17 protein-coding genes are annotated in these 22,319 nt (G+C 33.3%); 16 read left to right on the top strand and 1 reads right to left on the bottom strand.

Annotation, left to right across the window (positions count from 1 at the left end; all coding sequences use genetic code 11):
* Positions 1 to 56 precede the first annotated feature (56 nt).
* A complete protein-coding gene (locus BKM63_RS11510) occupies positions 57 to 740 on the bottom strand; it encodes a S24 family peptidase (RefSeq protein ID WP_071636719.1) in 684 nt (227 codons plus the stop codon).
* 305 nt (positions 741 to 1,045) lie between these two features.
* Between BKM63_RS11510 and BKM63_RS23635 the strand changes: the two genes are divergently transcribed.
* The 16 genes from BKM63_RS23635 (at position 1,046) to BKM63_RS11435 (ending at position 22,306) form a co-directional block, all read left to right on the top strand.
* Positions 1,046 to 1,183: a hypothetical protein gene (locus BKM63_RS23635; protein WP_159436657.1), complete on the top strand. Its 138-nt coding sequence runs from the start codon at positions 1,046 to 1,048 to the stop codon at positions 1,181 to 1,183.
* The gene (locus BKM63_RS11505) at positions 1,176 to 1,454 is read left to right on the top strand and encodes a hypothetical protein (protein WP_071636718.1); all 279 of its coding nucleotides are present in this window, start codon (positions 1,176 to 1,178) and stop codon (positions 1,452 to 1,454) included. The genes BKM63_RS23635 and BKM63_RS11505 overlap by 8 nt, the downstream gene beginning before the upstream one ends.
* Positions 1,455 to 1,482: 28 nt before the next feature.
* Positions 1,483 to 2,199 (top strand): DUF3164 family protein, encoded by a 717-nt coding sequence (locus BKM63_RS11500; RefSeq protein ID WP_083572221.1) that lies wholly within the window; start codon positions 1,483 to 1,485, stop codon positions 2,197 to 2,199.
* Positions 2,200 to 2,321: 122 nt separating this feature from the next.
* Positions 2,322 to 2,522: a hypothetical protein gene (locus BKM63_RS11495; RefSeq protein WP_053471136.1), complete on the top strand. Its 201-nt coding sequence runs from the start codon at positions 2,322 to 2,324 to the stop codon at positions 2,520 to 2,522.
* A gap of 429 nt (positions 2,523 to 2,951) precedes the next feature.
* On the top strand, positions 2,952 to 3,197 hold the full coding sequence (locus BKM63_RS11490; protein WP_071636717.1) for a hypothetical protein: 246 nt from the start codon (positions 2,952 to 2,954) through the stop codon (positions 3,195 to 3,197).
* A 320-nt stretch (positions 3,198 to 3,517) separates the two neighbouring features.
* Entirely contained in the window at positions 3,518 to 3,805 is a 288-nt protein-coding gene (locus BKM63_RS11485) for a methyl-accepting chemotaxis protein (RefSeq protein WP_071636716.1), read from the top strand.
* Entirely contained in the window at positions 3,802 to 4,260 is a 459-nt protein-coding gene (locus BKM63_RS11480; RefSeq protein ID WP_071636715.1) for a CHAP domain-containing protein, read from the top strand. Before BKM63_RS11485 ends, BKM63_RS11480 begins: the two co-directional genes overlap by 4 nt.
* A 21-nt stretch (positions 4,261 to 4,281) precedes the next feature.
* Complete coding sequence (locus BKM63_RS11475; RefSeq protein WP_071636714.1) at positions 4,282 to 4,782, top strand: hypothetical protein; 501 nt, start codon at positions 4,282 to 4,284, stop codon at positions 4,780 to 4,782.
* 25 nt (positions 4,783 to 4,807) lie between these two features.
* Positions 4,808 to 6,976 carry a hypothetical protein gene (locus tag BKM63_RS11470; RefSeq protein ID WP_071636713.1) on the top strand — a complete coding sequence of 723 codons (2,169 nt, stop codon included), beginning with the start codon at positions 4,808 to 4,810 and terminating at the stop codon, positions 6,974 to 6,976.
* A gap of 1 nt (position 6,977) precedes the next feature.
* Entirely contained in the window at positions 6,978 to 10,238 is a 3,261-nt protein-coding gene (locus tag BKM63_RS11465; protein ID WP_071636712.1) for a hypothetical protein, read from the top strand.
* Positions 10,239 to 10,243: 5 nt separating this feature from the next.
* A complete protein-coding gene (locus BKM63_RS11460) occupies positions 10,244 to 10,705 on the top strand; it encodes a hypothetical protein (protein ID WP_071636711.1) in 462 nt (153 codons plus the stop codon).
* Positions 10,706 to 10,988: 283 nt separating this feature from the next.
* Positions 10,989 to 11,333: a hypothetical protein gene (locus tag BKM63_RS11455; protein WP_071636710.1), complete on the top strand. Its 345-nt coding sequence runs from the start codon at positions 10,989 to 10,991 to the stop codon at positions 11,331 to 11,333.
* A 349-nt stretch (positions 11,334 to 11,682) separates the two neighbouring features.
* The gene (locus BKM63_RS11450) at positions 11,683 to 12,024 is read left to right on the top strand and encodes a hypothetical protein (protein ID WP_071636709.1); all 342 of its coding nucleotides are present in this window, start codon (positions 11,683 to 11,685) and stop codon (positions 12,022 to 12,024) included.
* A gap of 238 nt (positions 12,025 to 12,262) precedes the next feature.
* Positions 12,263 to 12,739, top strand: a complete 477-nt coding sequence (locus tag BKM63_RS11445) for a hypothetical protein (protein ID WP_071636708.1) — start codon at positions 12,263 to 12,265, stop codon at positions 12,737 to 12,739.
* A gap of 469 nt (positions 12,740 to 13,208) precedes the next feature.
* Positions 13,209 to 14,351, top strand: a complete 1,143-nt coding sequence (locus BKM63_RS11440; protein ID WP_071636707.1) for a hypothetical protein — start codon at positions 13,209 to 13,211, stop codon at positions 14,349 to 14,351.
* Positions 14,352 to 14,866: 515 nt separating this feature from the next.
* Positions 14,867 to 22,306, top strand: coding sequence for a hypothetical protein (locus tag BKM63_RS11435; protein ID WP_071636706.1), 7,440 nt, complete (start codon positions 14,867 to 14,869; stop codon positions 22,304 to 22,306).
* Positions 22,307 to 22,319: the final 13 nt, after the last annotated feature.

The following is a 22,319-nucleotide window of genomic DNA, read 5'->3' as shown; positions in this document are numbered from 1 at the left end:
TATAAATCAGCAATTTAAAGGTTTCCATTTTTTTTACAATTTGAAAGTATCAAAAGTTACATCATCGTATTAATACGAATACTGGCTTTTATAAGTGCCAATGCTGAGATTTTTGAAATATGGATATCTTTTGGCTGATGATGAGAATTCTGACTTACCAGTTTTACAAACTCCGTTCCCTGATCTGATTTCTGAACATATTTTACAGTAATGTATTCTTCCCAGTCGTTTAACTTAACACTCAACAGATACATTTCTCCAAAAAAGATATTTTCAAATTCCGTTTCCTTATACAGTACAATATCTCCTGATTTTAAAAGCGGATACATACTATCACCTGTTACAGAAATAGCTCCATCACATTTTGGCAGATTTGGAATTTTTATGGTATCCAGAACTCTCTGCGGTTTTCCGCTGTTAAATAATTCTCTTAAACCCGCCACAGCTTCTAAATCATATAATGGTATTTCCTGACTCACGTGTAGTGAATCGATTGTTTTTCGGTCATTATTCATAATTACAATATTAGCATTATCCTCTTTTATCATGGGTCCGTTTCCGGTTAAAAGCCACTCGGAATTAATTTCCGGATAGTAGTGTAAAATTTTACACGCCTTATCTGTTCCCATATTACTGCTGTTATCTAAAAACTTATTAGAAAACCCTAAATCATTACAGAACTTATATTTAGTAATCCCTTTATAATCAAGATATTCTCGCATTCTTTCAGTTGACCCCATAAAAAGATGTATTTTTTTACGTTAAAAATTTGCTTTAATGTATTATTTTACATTATATTTGCAAAGTAAAGAAAAATAAATATCAAAAACAAGACAATTGCGCATAAATTTATGCGATGCAGAAGTTTTACCAAAAACAAAACAGCTAATCAAATTCCTGAATACAAGTGACTTAAAACACATTTACAGCGCAAAAAAACAAAAATAAATGCACTACACCAAATAAGAATAAAACTACGAATGAATAGTAATATTAATCACTAATATATGCAAACATTATCACCATAACTTAAAAAATCATCTAAATGGAAACAAATCAAATCAAGGAAAAAATTCAGGAACTGGAAAATTGGCTGATAGAAAATCCAAATAGTCCCGAGAGAAACTTAATAGAATCTGACATTAAAAAATTACGAACCTTATTAGATAAAAATCATGAGTAAAAATCAAATCGAAGCAAGAATTGCACAATTGTATCTGGCACTTCAATACTGTTCTGAAAGATCGAGAACTTTTACACCGGGAGAAAGAATCTGCATTAATCAGGAGCGTTTTCAATGGATGCATATTCTGGAAGATGAAACCGCATTGCCGCGTCCGGTTTCCCAAACAATTGAAAACAAATTAAAAGAAGTCTGGAGACTTGCTGACCACTATAATTTTAAGCCTTATTACAGTGATCCTTTTAAAGAAGAAATCTTATTGCACATCTAAATTATCATAACCTAAAAGCCAATATACTATGAACACAGCCTTAACAAACACAATCAGCCCGTCTATGGATTTATCCCAATTTTCTGCTCAGCAATTAAAGGAAGCTTTAAACCGAATTGAAAATAAAAAAAATGAAGAAAGAGATGCTTATAAAAAGCTGGTAGCCGAAACTATTCCGAAAGCGCTTTCAAGATTGTACGAAACCTCTGAAATGATGAGAAATGCCAAAACAGAAACGTTTCAATTGTTTGAAACTATCCTGGATTTAAAAAATCAGGTTTATGGTTTTAAAGAAAAACAAATGTCACATACTTTTTCTAATGATAAAGAAGAAATTACGATTGGATATCGCATTAATGAAGGCTGGGATGACACGGTGACAATTGGTATTGAAAAGGTGCAAAATTACATTTCGTCGCTTTCTACAAGCAAAGAAACGGCATCGCTGGTTAAAATTGTTTTCAATTTACTAAAGAAAGATGCTAAAGGCAATTTAAAAGGTTCGCGAGTTCTTGAACTTCAAAAACTAACTAAAGAATTTAATAATGAAGAATTTACCGATGGTGTTGAAATTATTGCTTCTTCTTTTAAACCTATCCGATCAAGCTGGTTTATTGAGGCAAGCAGAATTGATGAAAATGGTGTAAGAACCAATATTCCTTTGTCTATGTCTTCTGTAGATTTTTTACAGGGATATGCTTTTAATTTCTTTAATCAGCAAAACGAACAAAGCCATGCAGCCTAATAATGACATTTACGCGTCGGCTCTTTTAGCCCTCCTGCTTATTGCAACCAACTTAAAACCAATTCTTTTATTTCGTGAATGGTTTTATTTCAGAATTAAAATAATTTTTAAACAATACTTAAATGAGCGTAAAAATAAAACCAATTACAGACCACGAAAGTTACAAGGTTAATGAGCATACCATTTTTAAAGACGGACTCGGAAACTGGAACTGCAAAAATGATTTATCCAATAAAGAACGGCAGGCTTTTAACCAATACGAAAGCATTGTGATCAAAAATCCTAGATTTAAAAAACATACAACAGCCACCTATAAAGGCTGAAAAGACCCCTTACTGCCTCTATTCTAAAAAACAGCAGCAGGCAAAAAAATGGTTCCTGTTTTTCGCTTCTTTTGAAGGAAAACAGGAACCGAAGATGGGCCGTTTTTACCCAAAAAAGCAGCCAAAAACCATTCTTTCTATGAGTTCCCAGTCTTTAGAGCTGTAGAACGAGATCATGGAAGTGTATTGACCTCAATTGTTAAAAAATAATCTTTAACAAATATCACCTCAGAACGAGGTTCTAAACAAAATGGCATTTGAAGGAGAAAACCATTAATTAAAAAACGATTAAATGGTTTGGCTGCTGTAAATCTTTATGTCATTACTTTATTATTCAAGTAATTTTATTTCACTACTAATTCTTCATTTTAAACTTCGTTCCCTTTTTTAATCTTTCTTATTTCTATCACTCCATAAATACTATATATCATGCCTATATCTTCAAACAGAAGCCTCGGAATTCAAAAAAATAAATTACTTCGTTACAAACTCGTTAAAGAATTATATCAAAAACATAAAACAGAAGATATTCCTACTACGGTAGTATGGCGTAAATATGTGTATCCGGTTTATCCAATATCACGAACTACTTTGTATGAGATTCTTTGTACGCCTATTACTTCAGAATTGAAAAAAATCGAAGAACTTATGAGTAATCAGGGAAAATCTTCGTAATTATTTATAAAAATGAAAAGCGAATCTTTTAACCTGTAGAAAACATTGTTTTTATGGTGCAAAGATGAGTCATTTACCTCTTTAAAAATGAGCTCTGTTCGCTTTCTTTACAACTATGTAAAGCCCTAGAATACAAATGTTCATACACCTTGCATTCGTTTTTTTTAGGGCTTTTTTCGCCCAATCTTTGCAATCTCAAAAGAAAGGAACCCGCCGTAATTTGACTGCAATTTTCAGGATTGTGGTTTCTCAAAAAAACAACATCCCGCTGTTGTTTCTCAAAAACATATTTAACCTAACATTCAACATTCACACACTCAATGGAACAATTTCTATACCCCTCTCTAACCGCATTTTTTGCCGCTTTTATTACCTGGTTTTTTTCGATGCGAAAATCACTGGCCGAAGACAGAGCCGCCGAACTTGACAATGCCGTAAGTGCCGTAAAATATTACCGTGATCTTCTGGATGATCTTACCGCCCGACTTACTGCCGCCACAGATACCATAAAAAAAATGGAGATACAACACAAAGAACTTATGCTTATCAACCAGCAATTGGTTGATGAATTACAAAAATTTAAACAGCTAAACGGAAAAAATTCATGACACTAACTCAAAAAACCCTGGAAATCGCTGCGGCACAAATTGGTGTCGAGGAAATCCCTAGAAACAGCAACTCCGGCCCTGAAGTCGAAATTTATTTAAGAAGCGTCGGCCTTTCAAAAGGCTATGCCTGGTGCATGGCCTTTGTATACTGGTGTACGCAAAAAGCATCACTGCAGATTAATGCCAAAAATCCTTTAAAGAAAACCGCAGGGGTTCTGGACCAATATAATTCGAGACCGCTTTTGGTAAAGAAGATTCCGCAGCCTGGAGATGTTTTTATTATGGATTTAAAAAATGGTTTGGGCCATACCGGATTTGTAGAAAAAGTAGCCGGAAGCACAATTTACACCATCGAAGGAAACACCAATGATACCGGCGGCCGTGAGGGTTATAAAGTAGCCAGAAGAAAACGAGATATAAAAAGCATAAAAGGCTTTTTGCGTCTGCAAAACTAAATTTAAAAACCAATTCTATTTATGACTAAAAAACTAAAATGTTTCGCTGTTTCATTATTTCTTGTCCTAATCGTGATTTCATGCCGAAGCCCGAAACCTGTGCAAAACGAAAATAAAGTACAAACCATCACTATTAGAGAAACTTTACACGATACTGTTTTTAAAATTGCCAAAGACAGCAGTTCCTACAACGCATTACTGGACTGTATTAACGGAAAAGTAGTTCTTAAAAATGTTATTCAGGCCGAACCAGGGCGTACATTAAAAAGCCCAAGGGTTCGACTTGATAACAATAAACTCAGCATAGACTGCGACCTGAAAGAACAAGAACTATACGCGTTCTGGAAATCAAAACAGGTAAAAGATGTACAGGAAAAAACAATCACGATTACCAAGTTTGTCAATCATTTAACCTTTTGGCAAAAAGTCCAGATCTGGATAGGAAGACTGCTTTTTCTTTTACTATTATTTCTAATTGCAAGATTCGTGTACAAAATCTATAAGCCTTTGTGGCTTAAATAATTCAACTTTTAAATAACACATAAATATGTCTGCACAGTCTCATTTTTTTATAGAGTCAGGAGGCCTTACGCAAAGTCAGGAGCAAGCCTTTGGTCCCGTCTCTAGTACTCAATTTAACCTGACCTCCAGCTTCTCTCTGGATGCTGCAAAAAAAGCCTATTCTATTTGTAAAGGTGTTGTATTAATACAGCCTCAAACTGGCAATCCTAACAAAGTAAATCTAATTCTTAGACCTTACAAACAGCCTTTTCCGGGATTAAACATCAAATATTTTATCTACAGAGGATTAAAAAAGAGTGACTTTTTTACTGGCGATACAGATCCTTTAGTTATTAAAAACGAGGGAACGTATTCCGATTTTATCGACAAGATCAATACAGACTTTAAAGCCTTTCATGAAGGGCGTAAAGTCAAAAACGGTGAAACTGTTACTGAAATTCCTGTTCCTCCGTTTAAGGCTTCTTATATTGGCTTTGATCTTACAACTCCAGATAGTACTTTACTTTCAAATGTCTTTTTTAAAGAATCTGAATTTGAAGATAAAAACGGCACAGTTGAAGAAAAAGATCCTTACGAACTTCCTATGATTGATATAGGCAAATCTTTAGGAGATTTTGATCAGGGCGAATGCGGAATAGATGTTGTCTTAAATTATGGCGACTATAAAAACAATTTGACCAATGACGAATTTGTTTTTGATTTAGGATATGCCCGTAAAACCGCCGCCAAAATTATTGCAGATGGTGCGACAGATTACAAGAAAAAACTACAACGCGAACAAACCACGCAATTTATTGATATCGCTGCTTTTTATGGTTTATTTGTTCCTGAAAATTCTGTAGACGTAGTTTCTGCCGGAACTAAAACCAGTAAAAAAGGCACTGAAATTTTCAACAGTATTATCAATAGTTTTTATACAAAAAACAACTGGTATGTTTACATTCAAAGTGATCGCACACGAAGTTATGATTTTTATGGAAAGTATAAATTAGGCGAAAGCGCTGAAAATCTCAAAACTGGTCTTTTAGAAGATCCTGCTACTAAAGTGGTTCCAATGACTGCTGAAACTTATGGCACTTTTGGATGGCCGGTTCTAATTAACAACCAGTCGCAAGCCAATACTGTTACCAAAAACAATCTTTACCTGCAATTTCCAACCGACAACAATAATAACACTGCTTTTTACGGACAAATTGCCAAAGTAGCCAATGCTCAAAAAGACAACTTCATTAATGCCGACGGTTTACGATTACCTCCGGATGAAACAGGAAATTATAGTAATCTAACTTCAACCATTCAGCTTACAACTCCTGCTGTTCAAGGTAAAAATATTGCTTCGCTTAGCATTTTGCTTTATCACGGAAAAGTAAATCAGTATACAGCGGGCACAACCCTGGATGAAAACGGAGATCTTGTTATTGTATACGGACAAGCCAACTTTTTTGATAATGTTTTCAGCTTAATAGATGCAAAGCCTTTATTAAAACTAAATACTGATGAAAGTTACTCCAGAATGACTTCTGAAAAACTGAATCTTATCAATGAGTTTTACGATAAAAAACAACAGGGAATTTCGATTGTACAAACGCTTACGGTAAACGATGTTATCGAAACCGGAATGGATGAACCTACAGTGGTTAAACGTGTTACTTACATTACCGAGCCTATTGATGTCATGAACAATGCGGTTTCTGCTACCGGAAGCACGACGCCTGACACCAAAACAACAGCTTCTGCAAGTGGTGCCGTTACCAAAAGCAAAACTTACGAATTACCGGAACCTTACTACTATAACCTTAAAATGTTTACAGACAGTACTCAAACCATTACCGGACTGGAATTAAAAACATTAGATGGTGCTGCACCAACTAAAATTATCCTGGGATTAACCCAAACAGAAAATAATACGATTAAAGGACTTATTACCGAAGACACAAAAAATCCGCGTTTGTTTTTGATTGATTTATTTGAAGATGAAAATGAGCTTATTTCTCCAGAAAACATCAAATATCAAAAATATAAGGTTGCGATCGTAGCTGAGAATGGTGAGGGCGAGAATATTTTATCTCAACCTGAAGAAGCTGTTTTTGTGTATTCGCTGGATAGGAGATATCATTTTAGTAAGGGATATAGTGAGTATATGCCTGACTTAGATATTAACATACCTTTTTTTAATATTAATACTGTTTTATAAAATGACCAATACAACTACTGCCATACTTAAAGATGGAACTCCAGTGAGAATACATCTTTTTGATAATCCAATTTTTGATGTTGATGGTTTTTTAGTTCAATTTACAAAACCCGGAATAGAACCAGAAAAGTATAGATATCATCAACACTCAGAATTTAAACGAGAGGATCGAAAAAAACCAGATTTATCCGGTTATTATAATGAAGACTTGTTTTTAAAATATATTCAAAACATTGAACCAGTTCCAACTTTGGATAAACTTACTAAGTATAATTTTAAAAACAATTTAGCAATTGAAGGAGAAGAAATTATTGTGAGTACAATCGATTTTGGTACTCCTTATAATTACTTCTATAACACTAAAAATTATACTTTTAATTTACAACTTGCACCAGACAAAAGAGGTGTTGCCAATTATCGCAAATTAATCATGGAGAACTATAGGATTGTTGACTCCAAAATTAATACTGATGGGCAAATTCCTGTTACCGTTCTTAATAATCAAAGCGCCACCCCAGGCGGATATTTTTTCAAAAAAAACCTTGGAGACTTTATCAATAATTGGGCAATAAGCAACGTACAAAAGAGTAATTTTAAAAGATTAATGACTCTTATTGTTTTTAAAATCAGAGAAATCAATAGAGATATACTACCTATTATAGCATCTAATACTCATTTCTTTGATAAGGAATTTAAAGTTGCAAATGGTATTATTGATTATGACAACTTTACAGATCTCGAAAAATTAGTATTTAATTTTAAGAAACATTGGGGCTACTACTATGATACTCCACTAAATGGGCTTCCCCGTCCACACAAAGATGATTTTGAAGCTCTTTTTTCTACTTCTTCCATTTATGAAGATTATCTTTCGTATTATTCCAGTTTAGAAAATTTTTATCAAATATGTTATAAAACTAAAAGTTTATCATATTACCCTTCTGATGATAAAATAGCATATTTATTAAAAATCTTATCTCCATCTGCGTTAGCTGTTATTCCTTATAGTTTGATTATTAAGTGCATTAAACAGTATCTAAAATTTAATTTATCTCAAGAAGATCAAAGAGTACTCGTTAAGCTTGTTATATCCATAACTCCATCCCATGCAAATGAGTTTTTAGACTTTTTACTTGAAAAAGAAAATGGTGCTGAGACTAATTTTCAAGTTATCTATGATACTCTTACAGATGCAAGATTAGAAAGATATCCTTTTGTAAACTGGTTTGTAGATGAACAAACTAATAGAAAATATTTTGCATTTGCTATTTACGAATTATGGAAAGTTTCTAAATATAATTTAGATTATATTCGTCCAGGTATTGTTATTCCTAATCCTTGGCCAAATTTCAAAGGTATAGATCCAGAAAACTATTTTTATATTAATTCTCAGGAATTTAACAAAAAGAATTTTCTAACATTCATACCTTCTTCCGACCAACAAATAATTACATCTCAACAGCGTTTTGAATCATCAATTAGTGATAAAAAAATTGATATAACAAAAATATACAAACAAGACACTTATGCAGGAGCTTTTAGTCAACATAAGATAGGTTCTGAATATTTTGGGTCTTTTCATTTATATCAACAAATTTCATTTTGTGGATATGAATCAAATTTCGATTTAAGAATTCCGAAATCGGCTACATTACCTGCTTTTCTATTTCATTTTATTGAAGAATATGATCGTTTGGTTGATTTTGATGCCGGAGTTGCATTAGCCGCAAATTTAACCGTTGATGCTTTATTAATTTATTTTACTGGAGGAACAAGTATTCTTAAAGACTTACAATATTTAAAATATACTACTAAGATAGGAAGAGCATTAGCTGGTGGAATTGAATCCACTGAAGCAATTGAAATTTGGCGAGGATTCAAAGGGGCATCCGATATTTTCGCACTTACAGCTGGCTCGTTAACACAAATTAATCACTATCTAATAACTACAGAAAATAATGAGGAGAAAAGAAAAATTTTAGAAGGATGCCAAAAAATATTTATATCCTTAACTTTTTTAGGAGTTGGTTTATCTTTAGCAGCACAGGCCCATGCTGTGAGTGAAGCAGGAAAAGTTTTAGATTTAATTGAAGCCTTACCCTCAGGTGTCGCTCATGGTCTTGCTCCAGAAATGATTAATTTATTGACAACATTAAAAGGTAATAAAGAAGTAACTTTAACCTTATTTGGAAACAAATTAAACACTTTAGATCTTGGGGATGCTACTAATTACATTCTTTTAAAATACAATTCTGTTTTTACTGATGCTCAAAGATTAAAGTTCATGACAGATTTTCAACATATTGATGATCTTGCATTTTGGAGATTATTAAACAATGGTAGAAATGCAAGTGGTATTCGTGATGGCAGTTATTTAGACAATTGGATTCTTTTAAGTGAGAAAGGCTTAGAAGAAGCTAAATTCACTACGTATATTTGTAATCAAAGAAGGACTGATGCGCTACTTCGTTTTACTGATCAATCAGTCCTTAAACCTGTTGTAAATCCTTTAAGTTTTGAAAGAAAAATTGCTTTTTTAGATACTTTTGGAGATGTAGATGGTGTTAATTTTTCTAAATTTGTTGACGAACCGCAATTAGTGACTTACTGGAAGCGATATTATGATGACGGAGTGTTCCGAACAGAGTTTAAGGCTTTTGGTAGGGATAAAATAATTATATTTTTAGAAAAACATGGTGATATTCCGTCTGAGGTATTTCAGAGTTTGAAAGTTGAAACAAATTTTAAATTTAACAGACTTTTAAAATTTCCCGAAGCAACTCATAACATTAGTTATTTTAACAAAAGAAGAGCTGAAATGCTAAAACCTTTTTTTGTCGATTCAAAAACTGGGAATTATATTAGATTACATGAAGTTGATAATTATATAGAACTTGAATTAAAATTAAATAAAAAACTTAGAGCTTCTTTGAAACATGAGGCTGGAGACTTAGTTGATGATATTACAGGTATTAGTTATGATACAATGGGAATACCTCAAGATGTAATTATTCCTTGGACAAAGAATGGAATAAATTCTGTGAACTATTGGTTTGAAGAATTTAAAAAGTCAATTACTGAGCACTTTAATAAGATTAATAAAACTCCGCCCTTAGATTATGTAGTAATAGATTATAAATATTTTGATCAAATTTCATTAGTAGTGAATTCTAATCCAAATTTTTTAAAAAATCAAATAGATCAGTTTATTATACAAAATCATAATCAATACATTAATAAATTAATAAAATTAAACTACTAAATAATATGGCATCAGCATTTATTCAATACCAAAATGGTAAAGGTTTCAACATTGCGGAAGATTTTATGCAATTAATGATATACTATATTCATGAAGAACTTAAAAACCCCCAGTACACTTTTATAAATAAAAATTTATTTGTTATCGGACACGAAGGTATTATCAATGGTGTTGCAAGTGGTTACTTAACTCTTCCTTGGAAGAGAATTTTAGTAAGTATAGAAGAAGAACAGACGATGGTTCAAATTTTGAAAAATGTTAAAATAGCTTTACAGAATAAAGGGGCTTTTATATCAGTTTCCGAATTACAATCAATTCAAACTGATGATAAAGATTTTAAGTATTTATACAGTAGAAATCCATTTCCGGTTACAGAATTAATTAGAATAATAGATGTTTTAATTCAAATGTTACAAGGTACTTGGGCTTCAAATAATTATGATATGGATATTAATTACAGGTATTAAAATATGAGTTCTCCCGCTGGCGCGAGCATCCCGCTCGTGAACGTAAAGTATTTCTTGTTCTGGACAAAAGTTTGAATACTTGCCTGAAAATGTTTTTTGAATTGATATGAATTGATCTTCTGCATGTGCACGAGCGGGATGCTCGCGCCAGCAGGGTTGGATTAGAGGACACTTATATTATGATGCAATAACGAATCAACGATTAGGAACTGCCACTCCATTAGAAATAAAAATATTAAATGATAGTCACTTTAAAGTAAAATAATATGCAAAAAATAGATTTTTGTATTCCGAATATACTGGTGAGCTAAGTATTGTTTTAAATGAAAAAACAAGTAATAACTTAGTAATATTTGAAGTTAAGATTCTTCAATTTCATTTTAATGAAGTTTTATCATTAATTCCATCGGCTCAATACAATAAAGAAAGTGTAATGCATAACTATTTCAAATGTGAAGGGTGGTATGATGGACAATGGGAATGCAAACGAAAAGAAGAATTTAAAAATCAACTTTTGTTAATAGAAAACAATGTTCCGCAAAATTTATTACCTGTTTATAATGCTATTAAACAAATTTGCGCTTCCAGCATTCAAAACAACAACCAATTGTTTATTGAATTAGAATAACTTTATTGCCACTGCTGGCGCGAGCATTCCTGAATATTTTGGGTCTTTTCATTTATATCAGCAAATTTTCCCCGATCGCGCAGATTTAGCTCCGCAACGATAGCGCAGATTTGCAATCTGTGCCCGCAAAGATTGGTTTGTTTTCTTTGTAAGGTATACAAAAGCATTAATTTGTGTGACTTTTGTTTTAATGATTTGTTGTTTATATTACTGTTGCGGGCACAGATTGCAAATCCGCGCTAACGATTGAGAGTAAATCTGCGCGATCGGGGTAACAGGAACACTACAGGTAAATCATTTATCTTTGATGACAATTGTTAAGCAGTATAATCCTTAAAACAATAATAATATGAAGAAACAAGAAGAGCTAAATTTAAAATTTTACAAGAAAATGGGGGCTTTTAATGAATTGGCATACATTTTAGATTCAAGCAATGCAAGTGGTAATTATACAAGGCTAAATATTATTCAATTTTTACCTAAAGCTGTTATTAATCATTTAATAGAAACACTTCAGTTAATACAAAATAATCAGCTTTACGATCCATCATTTCTTGATAGTGCGGAAGAATTATCAGTATTTGATGTCAATTTTATCACTCCTTACTTTTGGATTGACGGGCATAAAACAATCCACATGGATGACTTAAAATTATTATTGATTGAATGGCTTGAATTTAGATCCTCTTAAAGACACATACACTGCTGGCGAGACCATTCCTGAATATTTTGGGTCTTTTCATTTATATCAGCACATTTTCCCTCGCTATCACGAGCGTCCCGCTCGTAAATACAAAATTTGTACGATTATGAAAAATGTTTTTAGATATGGATATAATCGAATCTTCTGTAACCCGATCGCGCAAATATAGCTCCGCAACGATAGCGCGGATTTGCAACCAGTTGTCAGAATTAATAAAACAATAAATATGGAAATAAACTTTTTAAAATATTTAAGAGACAATCCTTCTGCATATCCGAACGATCAAGATTACAAAGGAACGTTAGAGCCAATTTCTATTGAAGAAATAGAAAATTTAGAACAATTTTATAATAATGGTAATTTATTTCCACAAGCACTTAGAGAATTATTGTTTCTTGCAGGTAAATATTGTTATGTTTTAGACTATTTGGGTGATCCTCAAGAAGTTTTACAAACAGAAGTTAGGGAATGGCTATCAGATTATAATAGAAATATAACAAGACCTTTTTTTGCTATTGATGCTCACAACCCAGGTGAACAATTTTTATATGTTTATTTAGATGAAGGTGATAACCCTACAGTTTACCAAGCTCATTTACCAACCAGAAATGATATTTTGCCTTTTACAAGTCTAAAAAGGACTTTATCAGATTTCATAAAGGTACATGTAGACATGGTAAAAAAAGGATACAATCCTTTCTAAATAAATATCTCCCACTGGTGCGAGCGTCCGCTCGTCAACGCAAAGCTGTTTTGTGTTGAAAAGCTTAATTGCACCAGCTCTACAAAGTGTTCAAAATTGCTGTGCGAAGCATCCCTACTTATTACTCGCTCGTGAAAAATATGTTTTAAATAAAGCAACTCAAAGACCAAAAAATCTTTGAGTTGTCTTAAAGCGAAAAAACAAAAAATCACATTTTAAAAACCTCAATTCGGAAACTTAATCCATAAGTTTCCCTGCTCTACTATTGGCTATATCTAAGCCAATATCCAAACCTTATTTCTTTGTTTTACAGCATTGGTAAAATAAAAACCTATTGTGACGCCACTAACACAATTTTTAAAACAATAATTTTTCAGGCTGTCTTTGTACATCCCGAATCAATTACGGTTTCCCCTAAAATAACTGAATACACGCCTGTAATTTTTAAACCCGTAATAATTAATTAAAAATGAGTACAAATCACAACAGAATTAAAGTGGCAGATTTAGAAACAAATCAACCTAACAAAATCTTAAAAACAAACCTGAATGGTGAATTAGAGTTTAGCGATGCAAACAATCTACAAACCGAAAACTACAATGCCCTTGACTGCACCTCCGAAGGTAAAACCCTCGACGCCAGACAAGGGAAAGTATTAAAAGATATGATTAATAATAAAACCGTAAATCTTGCGTCTGATGCAGAAACGCAGATTAACACTTCTATCTCTGAAGACAATAAAATAGTAAGCAGATCGAAATTATTTAATTGGTGGCAGTGGGTTAAGTCTCAAACCCAGACTATTTCCGGAGCCTGGAATTTTTCTAATAAAGTAACATTGAGATCTGGTACTAAAGATATTCCTCCATTGATTATTCCTAATGGTACTTTAACATCCCCATATCAAAATGGAGCTATTGAACGTGACGAAAATGGTCAGTTATGGGAAACAAATTTGGGGATTCGGTCACGAATACTTACAACTGCAGATCAAATAGTGTTAGTTCCGTATAAAACACCAGGCCTTATCCAAACAAATATAAGTGGACCAATATCAGCTACCAATCAATCCACTTCACTAAACACTAAGATTGGAAGTATTAAAAATTCTTCAGTTTTAAGATTAAATCTTATTAATGAAGTTTATTTTTCAACAACTAGTCCATCATTAGGAAATATTGAACCAACAGATGCTAAAACAGAAATTTACTTAAAAATAAATAATGGTCTTTTTTCATCCAACTATACTGGTATTTCTACAACTAATCAAGTCAAAATAATCGAATTTTCAGGATTAAAAAATAATGGATTAAAAAATTACCAGAGTGCCTTTATAACTCAAATACAAAATTCTAATTTAGCACTAGCCCAATGGTCAACTTTAAGTTTTTTTACACAAAACATAAAGGATGGCGTTACAACGAATGGAGAAGCTACATACTATTTACGTGATGAATTAAATACCAGAACATTTGGAGCATCTGAAGCTTCTTTTAGTTTTGTTTTTGTAAATACTGTTACATACGATGATTCAACTAATATAAAAGGACAAAATAAGTCAAAACTAATTCGTTTAAATAGTTTAGCTATTTATTTAGAAACTATAAGATAGAGATCTGTTCAATTTAACAATCAAGTCAAAAAAGAAACTCCTTCATTTGTTTCTTTTTTGATTTCTATTGTAATTCTTTAAATACTTCAAAGAATAAAAAATCTAAAAAAAACAGCATTCTTCACACAGGAAATTCTTATCTGGAATATATTTCGGAAACTAAAAAACACTAGTCTCCAGCTCTTTTACTTACTTTTTCAAAGTTAAAACTTAATTCCCCACCCACTTACTTTACAACTCTGTAAAGTCCCAGAACACCCGTGTTAAACCACTAAGCACCTGCTTTTTAAACCCCTTATTTAGGCTGATCTTTACACTATCAAAAGGAATAAACAGTGCTAAAAATCCTAAAAAAAAACTTTTATAAAGTGTTATCAACCTTGGATAAATCAACGCAGATTAACTACACAACTAACCAAAAAAATTATGCCTTTAAATGCTAAGATTGGTTTGATGCAACTACAATTTAATCATTCAGAATATGAACAAAATTAAAGTCAAAAACACATTAGAATATGCCAACTAATCCTATTCCTGCGGTGCCGATTCCTGCAGCAAGATATTATCCGAGACTATCGGAGATAATTACTGTAGACGATTTACCTGAATTTTTATCGTTTGTCGAAAATGGTTTAAATGCCATCTTTGATAAAATTCACTACAAAAACTTACAATATTCTAAAGGATACCGCGGTGACTCGGCTTTTTACAGCCTTGATATCGTTACCAGCGAAAGACTGGCTCTTCCACTGCCATTTGGTTTAGGACTTGTTCTTAATCCAGATCCTGATGGAGATTCTACGATTTCCTCATTCCCTATTACTTTAGAATATCAGTGGGAAATTTTAGCTTTCCTCAAGACTTTCAGTTCCAGCAATTTCTCCTTTTCGGTAAAAGATTTTTATTCTGTAGGCTTGCAGGTTTTCCGCATCAGCGAAGAACAGGTCGTAGCCCACATGCTGAACATTTTTGTTGAAGCCGAAGATGGAAAAACAAAATATGAAACGCTTTTAGATGATATTAACGGGCTTTTGAATTTTCCTGAAGAACAAAAACTAAAACTACCTGAAGGTGTTGAACAATCTATTAATAGCATAATCACGCTTATCAACACCAATACGGTTATTACAGAGACAATTCCGTTATTGCTGTTTGCGACTTACATTTTAAATGAAGATTTAAACACAACGAAGCAAAAACTGCAGGAGTTCTATAATATCATTGCTCCAGATGGTATCGAAGCTCATATTAAAAGAATCATTACTCCAAAAGCCAAAGCTACATTAGCCTTGAGTGCAGGTATTGAGTTTCCTCAAAATGTATTAAGACCAATAAATGGAGACGGTAGTCCTTACATAGATCCCAGTGCTAAATCAATGTTTGTATTTGGTAAAGCACAATTATATGCTGATACTGAAGCCGGAATTGGTTATCAGCTGGAATTAGGAGGAAGTTTAAGTCCTTCTACATTTGCGATGATTGGTAATACCGGTTTAATTCTTCAATTAGATACTTTAAAAGTCGATTTAAGTAAGAAAACCAATATTCCTGAAGCAGATGCTGATGGGCGTCCTAATGATTTCGTTGGAGTTTATGCCCGCGCCGTTTCGGTTACACTGCCTTCAAAATGGTTTCATGATCCTAAAACAAGTCCTGAAAATGAAAACAAAACACTACGAATTGGTGCTTCAGATTTATTAGTAGGTTCTGGCGGTCTTTCGGGAAATATTTACCTGGAGACCGTTCGAAGTATGGGCAGTACATTTAATTACTTTAATGACAAGTTCAATTTCAATTATCCAATCTCTATGTTCGATAGAGATGAAGATGGTGTTGTAAATAAAGAAGAAATCACTGATTATGACTCTTTAATTGTCTTTTTACAAGAATTAAACAGCAAAGGAAAACCTTATGCTTTTGATTATCCCCTATCTCTGACAACACTTTCTAACTTAGCTTCTACCACTATTAAGTCCTCAACAACTTATAATTTTGGTAATGCTAAGGAATATCAAAGTTTTTTATCAGAATTAAATTTAGATAATACACTTTGGAAAACCATTGGCTCTCCGGAAAAAGGTTTCAAAATTGGTTTCAACAAATTTGATATTTCATTTAAACAAAACAAAGTAATTGGTTCTAATATTAAAGGAAAATTACTTTTTGAAAAACTTAAGATAATACGAGAAGGTGAACCCGAAAGGCCTTTTAGTGCCATTCTTGAAGGACATTTATACGATGACGGCGATTTTAATCTTACAGCTTCTTTTCCTAAAGAAACAGCTCCTCGTGCCAATTTACTTAAGCTTGTTGATTTTGAATTTTACAGTTTTGAACTAGGTAAAGAAGATAAAGATTACTATGTAGGAACTTCATGTTATGTTTCGTTCCCTAGCGTTGTCATGCAGCGATTAATGAAAGGACAAGGAATTAACATTGAAAAACTTCGAATTTACAGCGACGGAAGTATTGAGGTCGAAGGAGGTTCGATCCCAATTCCTATCAACTTTTCATTAGAGCTTGGTCCGGTTAAAATGTCGGTTACAAACGTAAACTTTGGTTCTACCCAAATTAACGGACGTAAATATAATTTCTTTGGTTTTGACGGTGCTATCAGCATTAATCCGCTTGGAGTTGATGCTCGTGGTGAAGGTGTCAAATACTATTACTGTACAGAGGAAGGCCACGAAGACTCGTTTATCAGAATTCAAACCATAAAAGTTGATTTAATCATTCCGGGAACGGCTACAGAAGCATCTGCAATGGCCATCATCAACGGTATGGTTTCGCTTCCTGAACCTGGAAAATCTCAAGAATTTAAAGGCCAGGTTTCTTTAAAACTGCCTAAAGCAAAAATTGCCGGTGGTGTTGCCATGCGTTTTATGCCTAAGTATCCTGCATTTTTAGTCAATGCTTATATCGAACTGCCTACACCTATTCCGTTAGGATTTCTTGCTATTTCTGCTTTTAGAGGTTTGTTAGGATATAGATACGTAGCAACCAAAGAGGCTGCAGGATTAAATAAAGATAATTCCTGGTATGAGTTTTACAAACATCCAAAGCCTGGAATTAATACCGATAAGTTTAGCGGCCCGCCTGACTCTATGCAGTATAAATCGCCATTCTCTATTGGAGCCGGAGCTACTTTTGGAACCATTGCCGATGGCGGGCATGTATTGTCTTTAAGAGCCATGCTGTTATTGTCTCTTCCTACCCTATTTTATATCGAAGCAGGATTAAATGTTATTGCCGGACGATTAGGTCTTATTGAAGATGACCCTAGCAATCCTCCTTTCTTTGCTATGGTTGCATTTGGAGATGATTCGTTAGAACTGGCAGCCGGAGCAGATTTTAGTATTCCTAAAGACAGCGGGGAAATCTTCCAGCTTCATGCTTTACTAGAGGCAGGATTCTTCTTTAAAAACCAAAAACCCTGGTATGTAAATATTGGATCCAGAAAAGACCCAATCATGGCCAGAATCCTTACTTTATTTTCTGCTAAGGCTTTTATCATGCTTTCGGCTCAGGGAATCGAGGCTGGTGCCAGATTAGACTTTAAACTCGAAAAAAGCTTTGGTCCGGCTAAAGTAAAATTGTGGGCATATTTAGAATTAGGCGGAAAAATTTCGTTCAAACGTCCGCAAATGGGGGGTTATATTAGTGCTGGCGGCGGTATTCAAATTAAACTTTGGATTATTAATGTCGAAATTGCCCTGGATACCATTTTCTCAGTTGAGTCATTTAGGCCATTCCTAATTTATGCAAAACTGGAATTAAGTGTTCGTGTAAAAATTGCTTTTGTAAGAGTTCGAAAAAACTTTGTGGTAGAACTTCAATGGGATATTAACCGAATTGTGGATCGTACCCCATACAGCCCGCTTCCTAAAGGAACATTTGGAGACGATCAGGATAACAGAACATTAGAAAATGTAAAAGGTGTTCATATGCTTACCAACCAGGCTTTTGCTCTTGATTATTTCAAAACGTCAGAAGAGAAAGGCTATAATGAAGCTCAATTTTATAACGGAATGCCAAAAGCAGAGTTAATTACAAATACAATTCCGCTGGATACTTATATCGATATTAAAATGGCTAAAGGTTTATTACCAGATCCATCATTATTTAACAAAATTGGAGGATATACCGGGGATGCTAAAAACTATACAGATATGATGCCACCGGTTGAAAAAATTGCCGGAAGACCAATTCGTCAGGTTAAACATAGATATGAAATTAAATCGATTGATTTAAAATCATGGAATGGTTCTAATTGGGAAGATTATCATCCTTTTGAAGCTGTTGTAGAACAAAAAGAACGAAGTAAAGTCACAAATTTACCTTGGGCACAATGGCAGAAAGCAATTGACCAATACGACAGTATTCGTGTTTTAGCCACAGATCCTTTTTCATTTTTAAGCTCAGGAGAACCAGGATGGCATGTACCGGAACAATTCGGAATTACACCTTCAAAATTGTTCTGTCCATCTGATAAAATTAAAAAAGAACATACAGATTTCCTTAGAAAAAAAATTGGACAACGTTATTATGTTCCAACACAATACACGGCTGATAAAATTGACGGATTGTTTTTTAAATTAATTGGAGAAGTTCCGGAAGTCCTGGAAAATAACCAAGTTATAGAAGGCGATTTCATGAGTATTACCGGAGAAAAAAATCCTCATAAATTCATTAAATCACTAGCATTCAAAAACTATAATGAATTAGAGATTATTTTTCCTCAATCGGCTATTGAACCAGTATTTAAACTTACGACGCAGGCCAAAGAAGTAAAAATAAAGGCTTATACTTCAGTTATTAAAGAAGGAGCTAAACTGCCTGTTTACGAAATTGTAGATATAAGAAAAACTGCTGCCGGAGATGTTTCTCAAGAATTAACCTATACAAAAGCGGAGTTATTAAAAGAAATAACTTTATACAATAATGAAATTGATGTTGTTTCTAAAACCAAAATCGACAAAATTGTAATTACGCCAATTGCAGCAAAAGCAGCAGAAATTAAAGATATCAGAAACCAAATTGCAGCATTGTTTGACACTACTTATACAAGCGCAAATGGAGATTTCGAAATGTCTGGACCTCGTGATCTTGAAAAGTATGATTTGCTAATTGCAAAATTGAACGAATTAAAAGCTAATGCCGGAAATGATAATATCCAGGAAGAAACACCAAACGCATTGACTTTTACACGTTATTACGGATACAAAGGAAGAGATTTGTATGCATTTGATAAAGTGGTTAAATACAACGATACTTATATTATTTCTTTCCATCCGCAGGCCAATACAACAGTGCTTTTGCAAATTAACTCAAATGGAGCTATTTTAAGAGAACGTTTGTTAAACGGAGTTATTACCTCAATGCAGGTTGTAAATGGAAAATTACTCATAACACAGGCACTAAAAGCAGCTCAATGCAAAGGAATTGGAGAAGCAATTATTGATCTTGATTTTATTATTGGGTGTGAATCTTCTATCGATGCAATGGCTCTTATTGAACTGGATGACGAACTGAGTTTAATTACCGGTGTACAATATCTAAACAGTTATTCTTTAGGGTTTAACAAAGTATTGCCTTTAGCTAATAATGAATTGCTTTGGATAAATACTTTAGAAAATGAAATACAAATTAATTGGATTAACGGAAGTGATCGTGCTCTTATGCAGCGTGTAAAAATAAATGGAACAGCAATTAAAGTTCTTCAGCATAATGATACTGAATTTAGTCTGATTACGAAAGACAAAAAAATCATTCGTTTCAATCTTAACACAAATACGAAAGCAATTTCTGTAACCGATACAAAAGTACTTTCTGATGCATCTGTATCTGAAATTATCGATGCGATTATTACAGACGGAAAAACTCTGGTAACTGTTCAATTTTCAAACGGAAAATTTGGTTTGGCTCAAATTACAGGAAACTCATTAGATATTGTAAAACAAGATACCATTTTCGATTCGGCAATTTACTTATCTAACAAGACTTTGGCTGACAACTCGATTATAGCCTATAACAAAGATTACTTATTTGTATTTGGTTCAGCATTAGAACTTATCAGATTAATTAAAAGAGGAACCACGATTGAAAATGCATCGATTATTCATATCCAAAATGAACCTTCCGCAAATGAAATCCTGATGCTTTCCTCTAAACCAAAAGAAAAAGGAGTTTATTTCTCATTGTTTAATAATCAGTTTGATAACTGTTCTTTATATGCCGCAGAAAATGTTACGCTGAGTACTTCTGTATCAGCACTAACAACTGGAGCAACAAGTTTAACAGCACTTTCTTTAACTGCCAATGTTGCTTATAACAAAGGGACTAAAAATTCTAAATTAATTACGGTTAATGATACAATTTGTTCAAACGGATATGCTGATGAAGATCCTGAATTAGACTATACAACCAGCGTTCAAAGTATCGAATGGTTAAGTAAAGAAAGTTATTTCCATAACACGACAATTCCTTCAATCGAGGCTGTACAAGAAAATCGAGAAGCAATGGAAGCTGCAGTAAGAAATACTGTTCAGCCCATCTGGAGACCTAATACGACATATTGCTTAGAATTTAAACTAACTGATACAGTAGATGAGAAAAAGGCAACAGATTTTAATTATTTCTATGGATTTAAAACATTAGGCCCTATTGGACACTTTCCTGTACCAGATCCTATTCCTGAACCGGTATTGCCAGGTGAGCTGCCACCAGCAAAGAATGAATTGACAGATTTGTCAAAATCACCATTGACATCGTTAAGACAATATCTGGATTACAACCGTTCTTATCCAAACGCTGATGGAAGTTTATTGCAATCAAAACCTGTATTCTATGGTAATGAGCAATGTAAGATCTCGATGTTTTTTACAAGTCCTTATGTTTATCATATGTTTAAAGGCTGGTCAGATTATGGTGAAAAGAGAGGTGAAATCCAGGGATCATTGAATCTTATTATCAAAGACCCTCTAAATGATACACTTATTCCTTATCCTCTTCCAGAAGAAGGAACAGTAACAGTGAACTATCCAAGAGCAATAGAAAAAAATGCAAAATGGGTAAGCGATAACGACCCTAGAATTCCATTAGGAATTCAATTGGTCAATAACTTTATCAATGCTCATCCGGAAATGAAGTGCAAACTGCTGGGCGATCCTTTACAACCAAAATCTCTTGGCTACGAAGTTAAACTAACTGATTTACAACCTTCAAAATTATATACCGTTTTAGCTAATAATTATTTTGATGTTAACCAAAACAAAGAAGTAGATGAAAAAGAAAATGTTTTAGTACATCAATACGGATTCCAGACTTCTCGTTACAAAAATTTTGAAGAACAAATTCAGAGTTACAACATTGATACAGCTACAGAACGTAAAGCCCTGTTTGATGTAAATGTAAATGTTAATCAGGAACAAATTGACGCCTTATATCATTTAGTTGCTGCAAAAACTGAAGTAAACGCATTAAGTGATGCAATGATTTTAAAATATCAGCATTCATTTGACCGTGCCATTGAGGGAGTATTAAAACTGTCTCCTCTTGATCCGGCTCAAAATACCGAGGTAAATAAAATTATTGATACCAATACAGGTAAGATCATAGCACTTTTAATTCGTAATCCGGAGCCATTTAATATTCCGAAAATACCATTGAAAGAAATTCAGGATACTATTTCTGTGGTAACAATCACAGAAGGCGAAAAGAAAGAATACACTAAAAAAGATGCTTACAAAGTATTGCATTCAAAAGATTATGCACAGGTATTAATAATGCATGATGACAAATTCATTGTAGAGCCTAATCTGTCTATCATGTTTGATTACAGAATGTGGAATAACGAAGTAATCGCTTTAAATGAAACCAGAGTATTGACTTCATCAATTGATAAGCAAGATATACAAGTACAACTACAAGCAGAATCAGAAAATATAAATCTTTAAAAAAACAATAAAA

Origin of the sequence: Flavobacterium johnsoniae (genome assembly GCF_001879205.1) — a bacterium.
In the GTDB taxonomy this organism is placed as follows: domain Bacteria; phylum Bacteroidota; class Bacteroidia; order Flavobacteriales; family Flavobacteriaceae; genus Flavobacterium; species Flavobacterium johnsoniae_A.
The sequence above is the reverse complement of the archived record's forward strand: the minus strand, read 5'-3'. Positions and strand labels throughout refer to the sequence as shown.

What these genes read in the sequence shown, in the direction of transcription:
- BKM63_RS11510 (WP_071636719.1), bottom strand. Translation starts at nt 740, where the DNA reads ATGGGGTCAACTGAAAGAATGCGAGAATATCTTGATTATAAAGGGATT.
- BKM63_RS23635 (WP_159436657.1), top strand. Translation starts at nt 1,046, where the DNA reads ATGGAAACAAATCAAATCAAGGAAAAAATTCAGGAACTGGAAAATTGG.
- BKM63_RS11505 (WP_071636718.1), top strand. Translation starts at nt 1,176, where the DNA reads ATGAGTAAAAATCAAATCGAAGCAAGAATTGCACAATTGTATCTGGCA.
- BKM63_RS11500 (WP_083572221.1), top strand. Translation starts at nt 1,483, where the DNA reads ATGAACACAGCCTTAACAAACACAATCAGCCCGTCTATGGATTTATCC.
- BKM63_RS11495 (WP_053471136.1), top strand. Translation starts at nt 2,322, where the DNA reads ATGAGCGTAAAAATAAAACCAATTACAGACCACGAAAGTTACAAGGTT.
- BKM63_RS11490 (WP_071636717.1), top strand. Translation starts at nt 2,952, where the DNA reads ATGCCTATATCTTCAAACAGAAGCCTCGGAATTCAAAAAAATAAATTA.
- BKM63_RS11485 (WP_071636716.1), top strand. Translation starts at nt 3,518, where the DNA reads ATGGAACAATTTCTATACCCCTCTCTAACCGCATTTTTTGCCGCTTTT.
- BKM63_RS11480 (WP_071636715.1), top strand. Translation starts at nt 3,802, where the DNA reads ATGACACTAACTCAAAAAACCCTGGAAATCGCTGCGGCACAAATTGGT.
- BKM63_RS11475 (WP_071636714.1), top strand. Translation starts at nt 4,282, where the DNA reads ATGACTAAAAAACTAAAATGTTTCGCTGTTTCATTATTTCTTGTCCTA.
- BKM63_RS11470 (WP_071636713.1), top strand. Translation starts at nt 4,808, where the DNA reads ATGTCTGCACAGTCTCATTTTTTTATAGAGTCAGGAGGCCTTACGCAA.
- BKM63_RS11465 (WP_071636712.1), top strand. Translation starts at nt 6,978, where the DNA reads ATGACCAATACAACTACTGCCATACTTAAAGATGGAACTCCAGTGAGA.
- BKM63_RS11460 (WP_071636711.1), top strand. Translation starts at nt 10,244, where the DNA reads ATGGCATCAGCATTTATTCAATACCAAAATGGTAAAGGTTTCAACATT.
- BKM63_RS11450 (WP_071636709.1), top strand. Translation starts at nt 11,683, where the DNA reads ATGAAGAAACAAGAAGAGCTAAATTTAAAATTTTACAAGAAAATGGGG.
- BKM63_RS11445 (WP_071636708.1), top strand. Translation starts at nt 12,263, where the DNA reads ATGGAAATAAACTTTTTAAAATATTTAAGAGACAATCCTTCTGCATAT.
- BKM63_RS11440 (WP_071636707.1), top strand. Translation starts at nt 13,209, where the DNA reads ATGAGTACAAATCACAACAGAATTAAAGTGGCAGATTTAGAAACAAAT.
- BKM63_RS11435 (WP_071636706.1), top strand. Translation starts at nt 14,867, where the DNA reads ATGCCAACTAATCCTATTCCTGCGGTGCCGATTCCTGCAGCAAGATAT.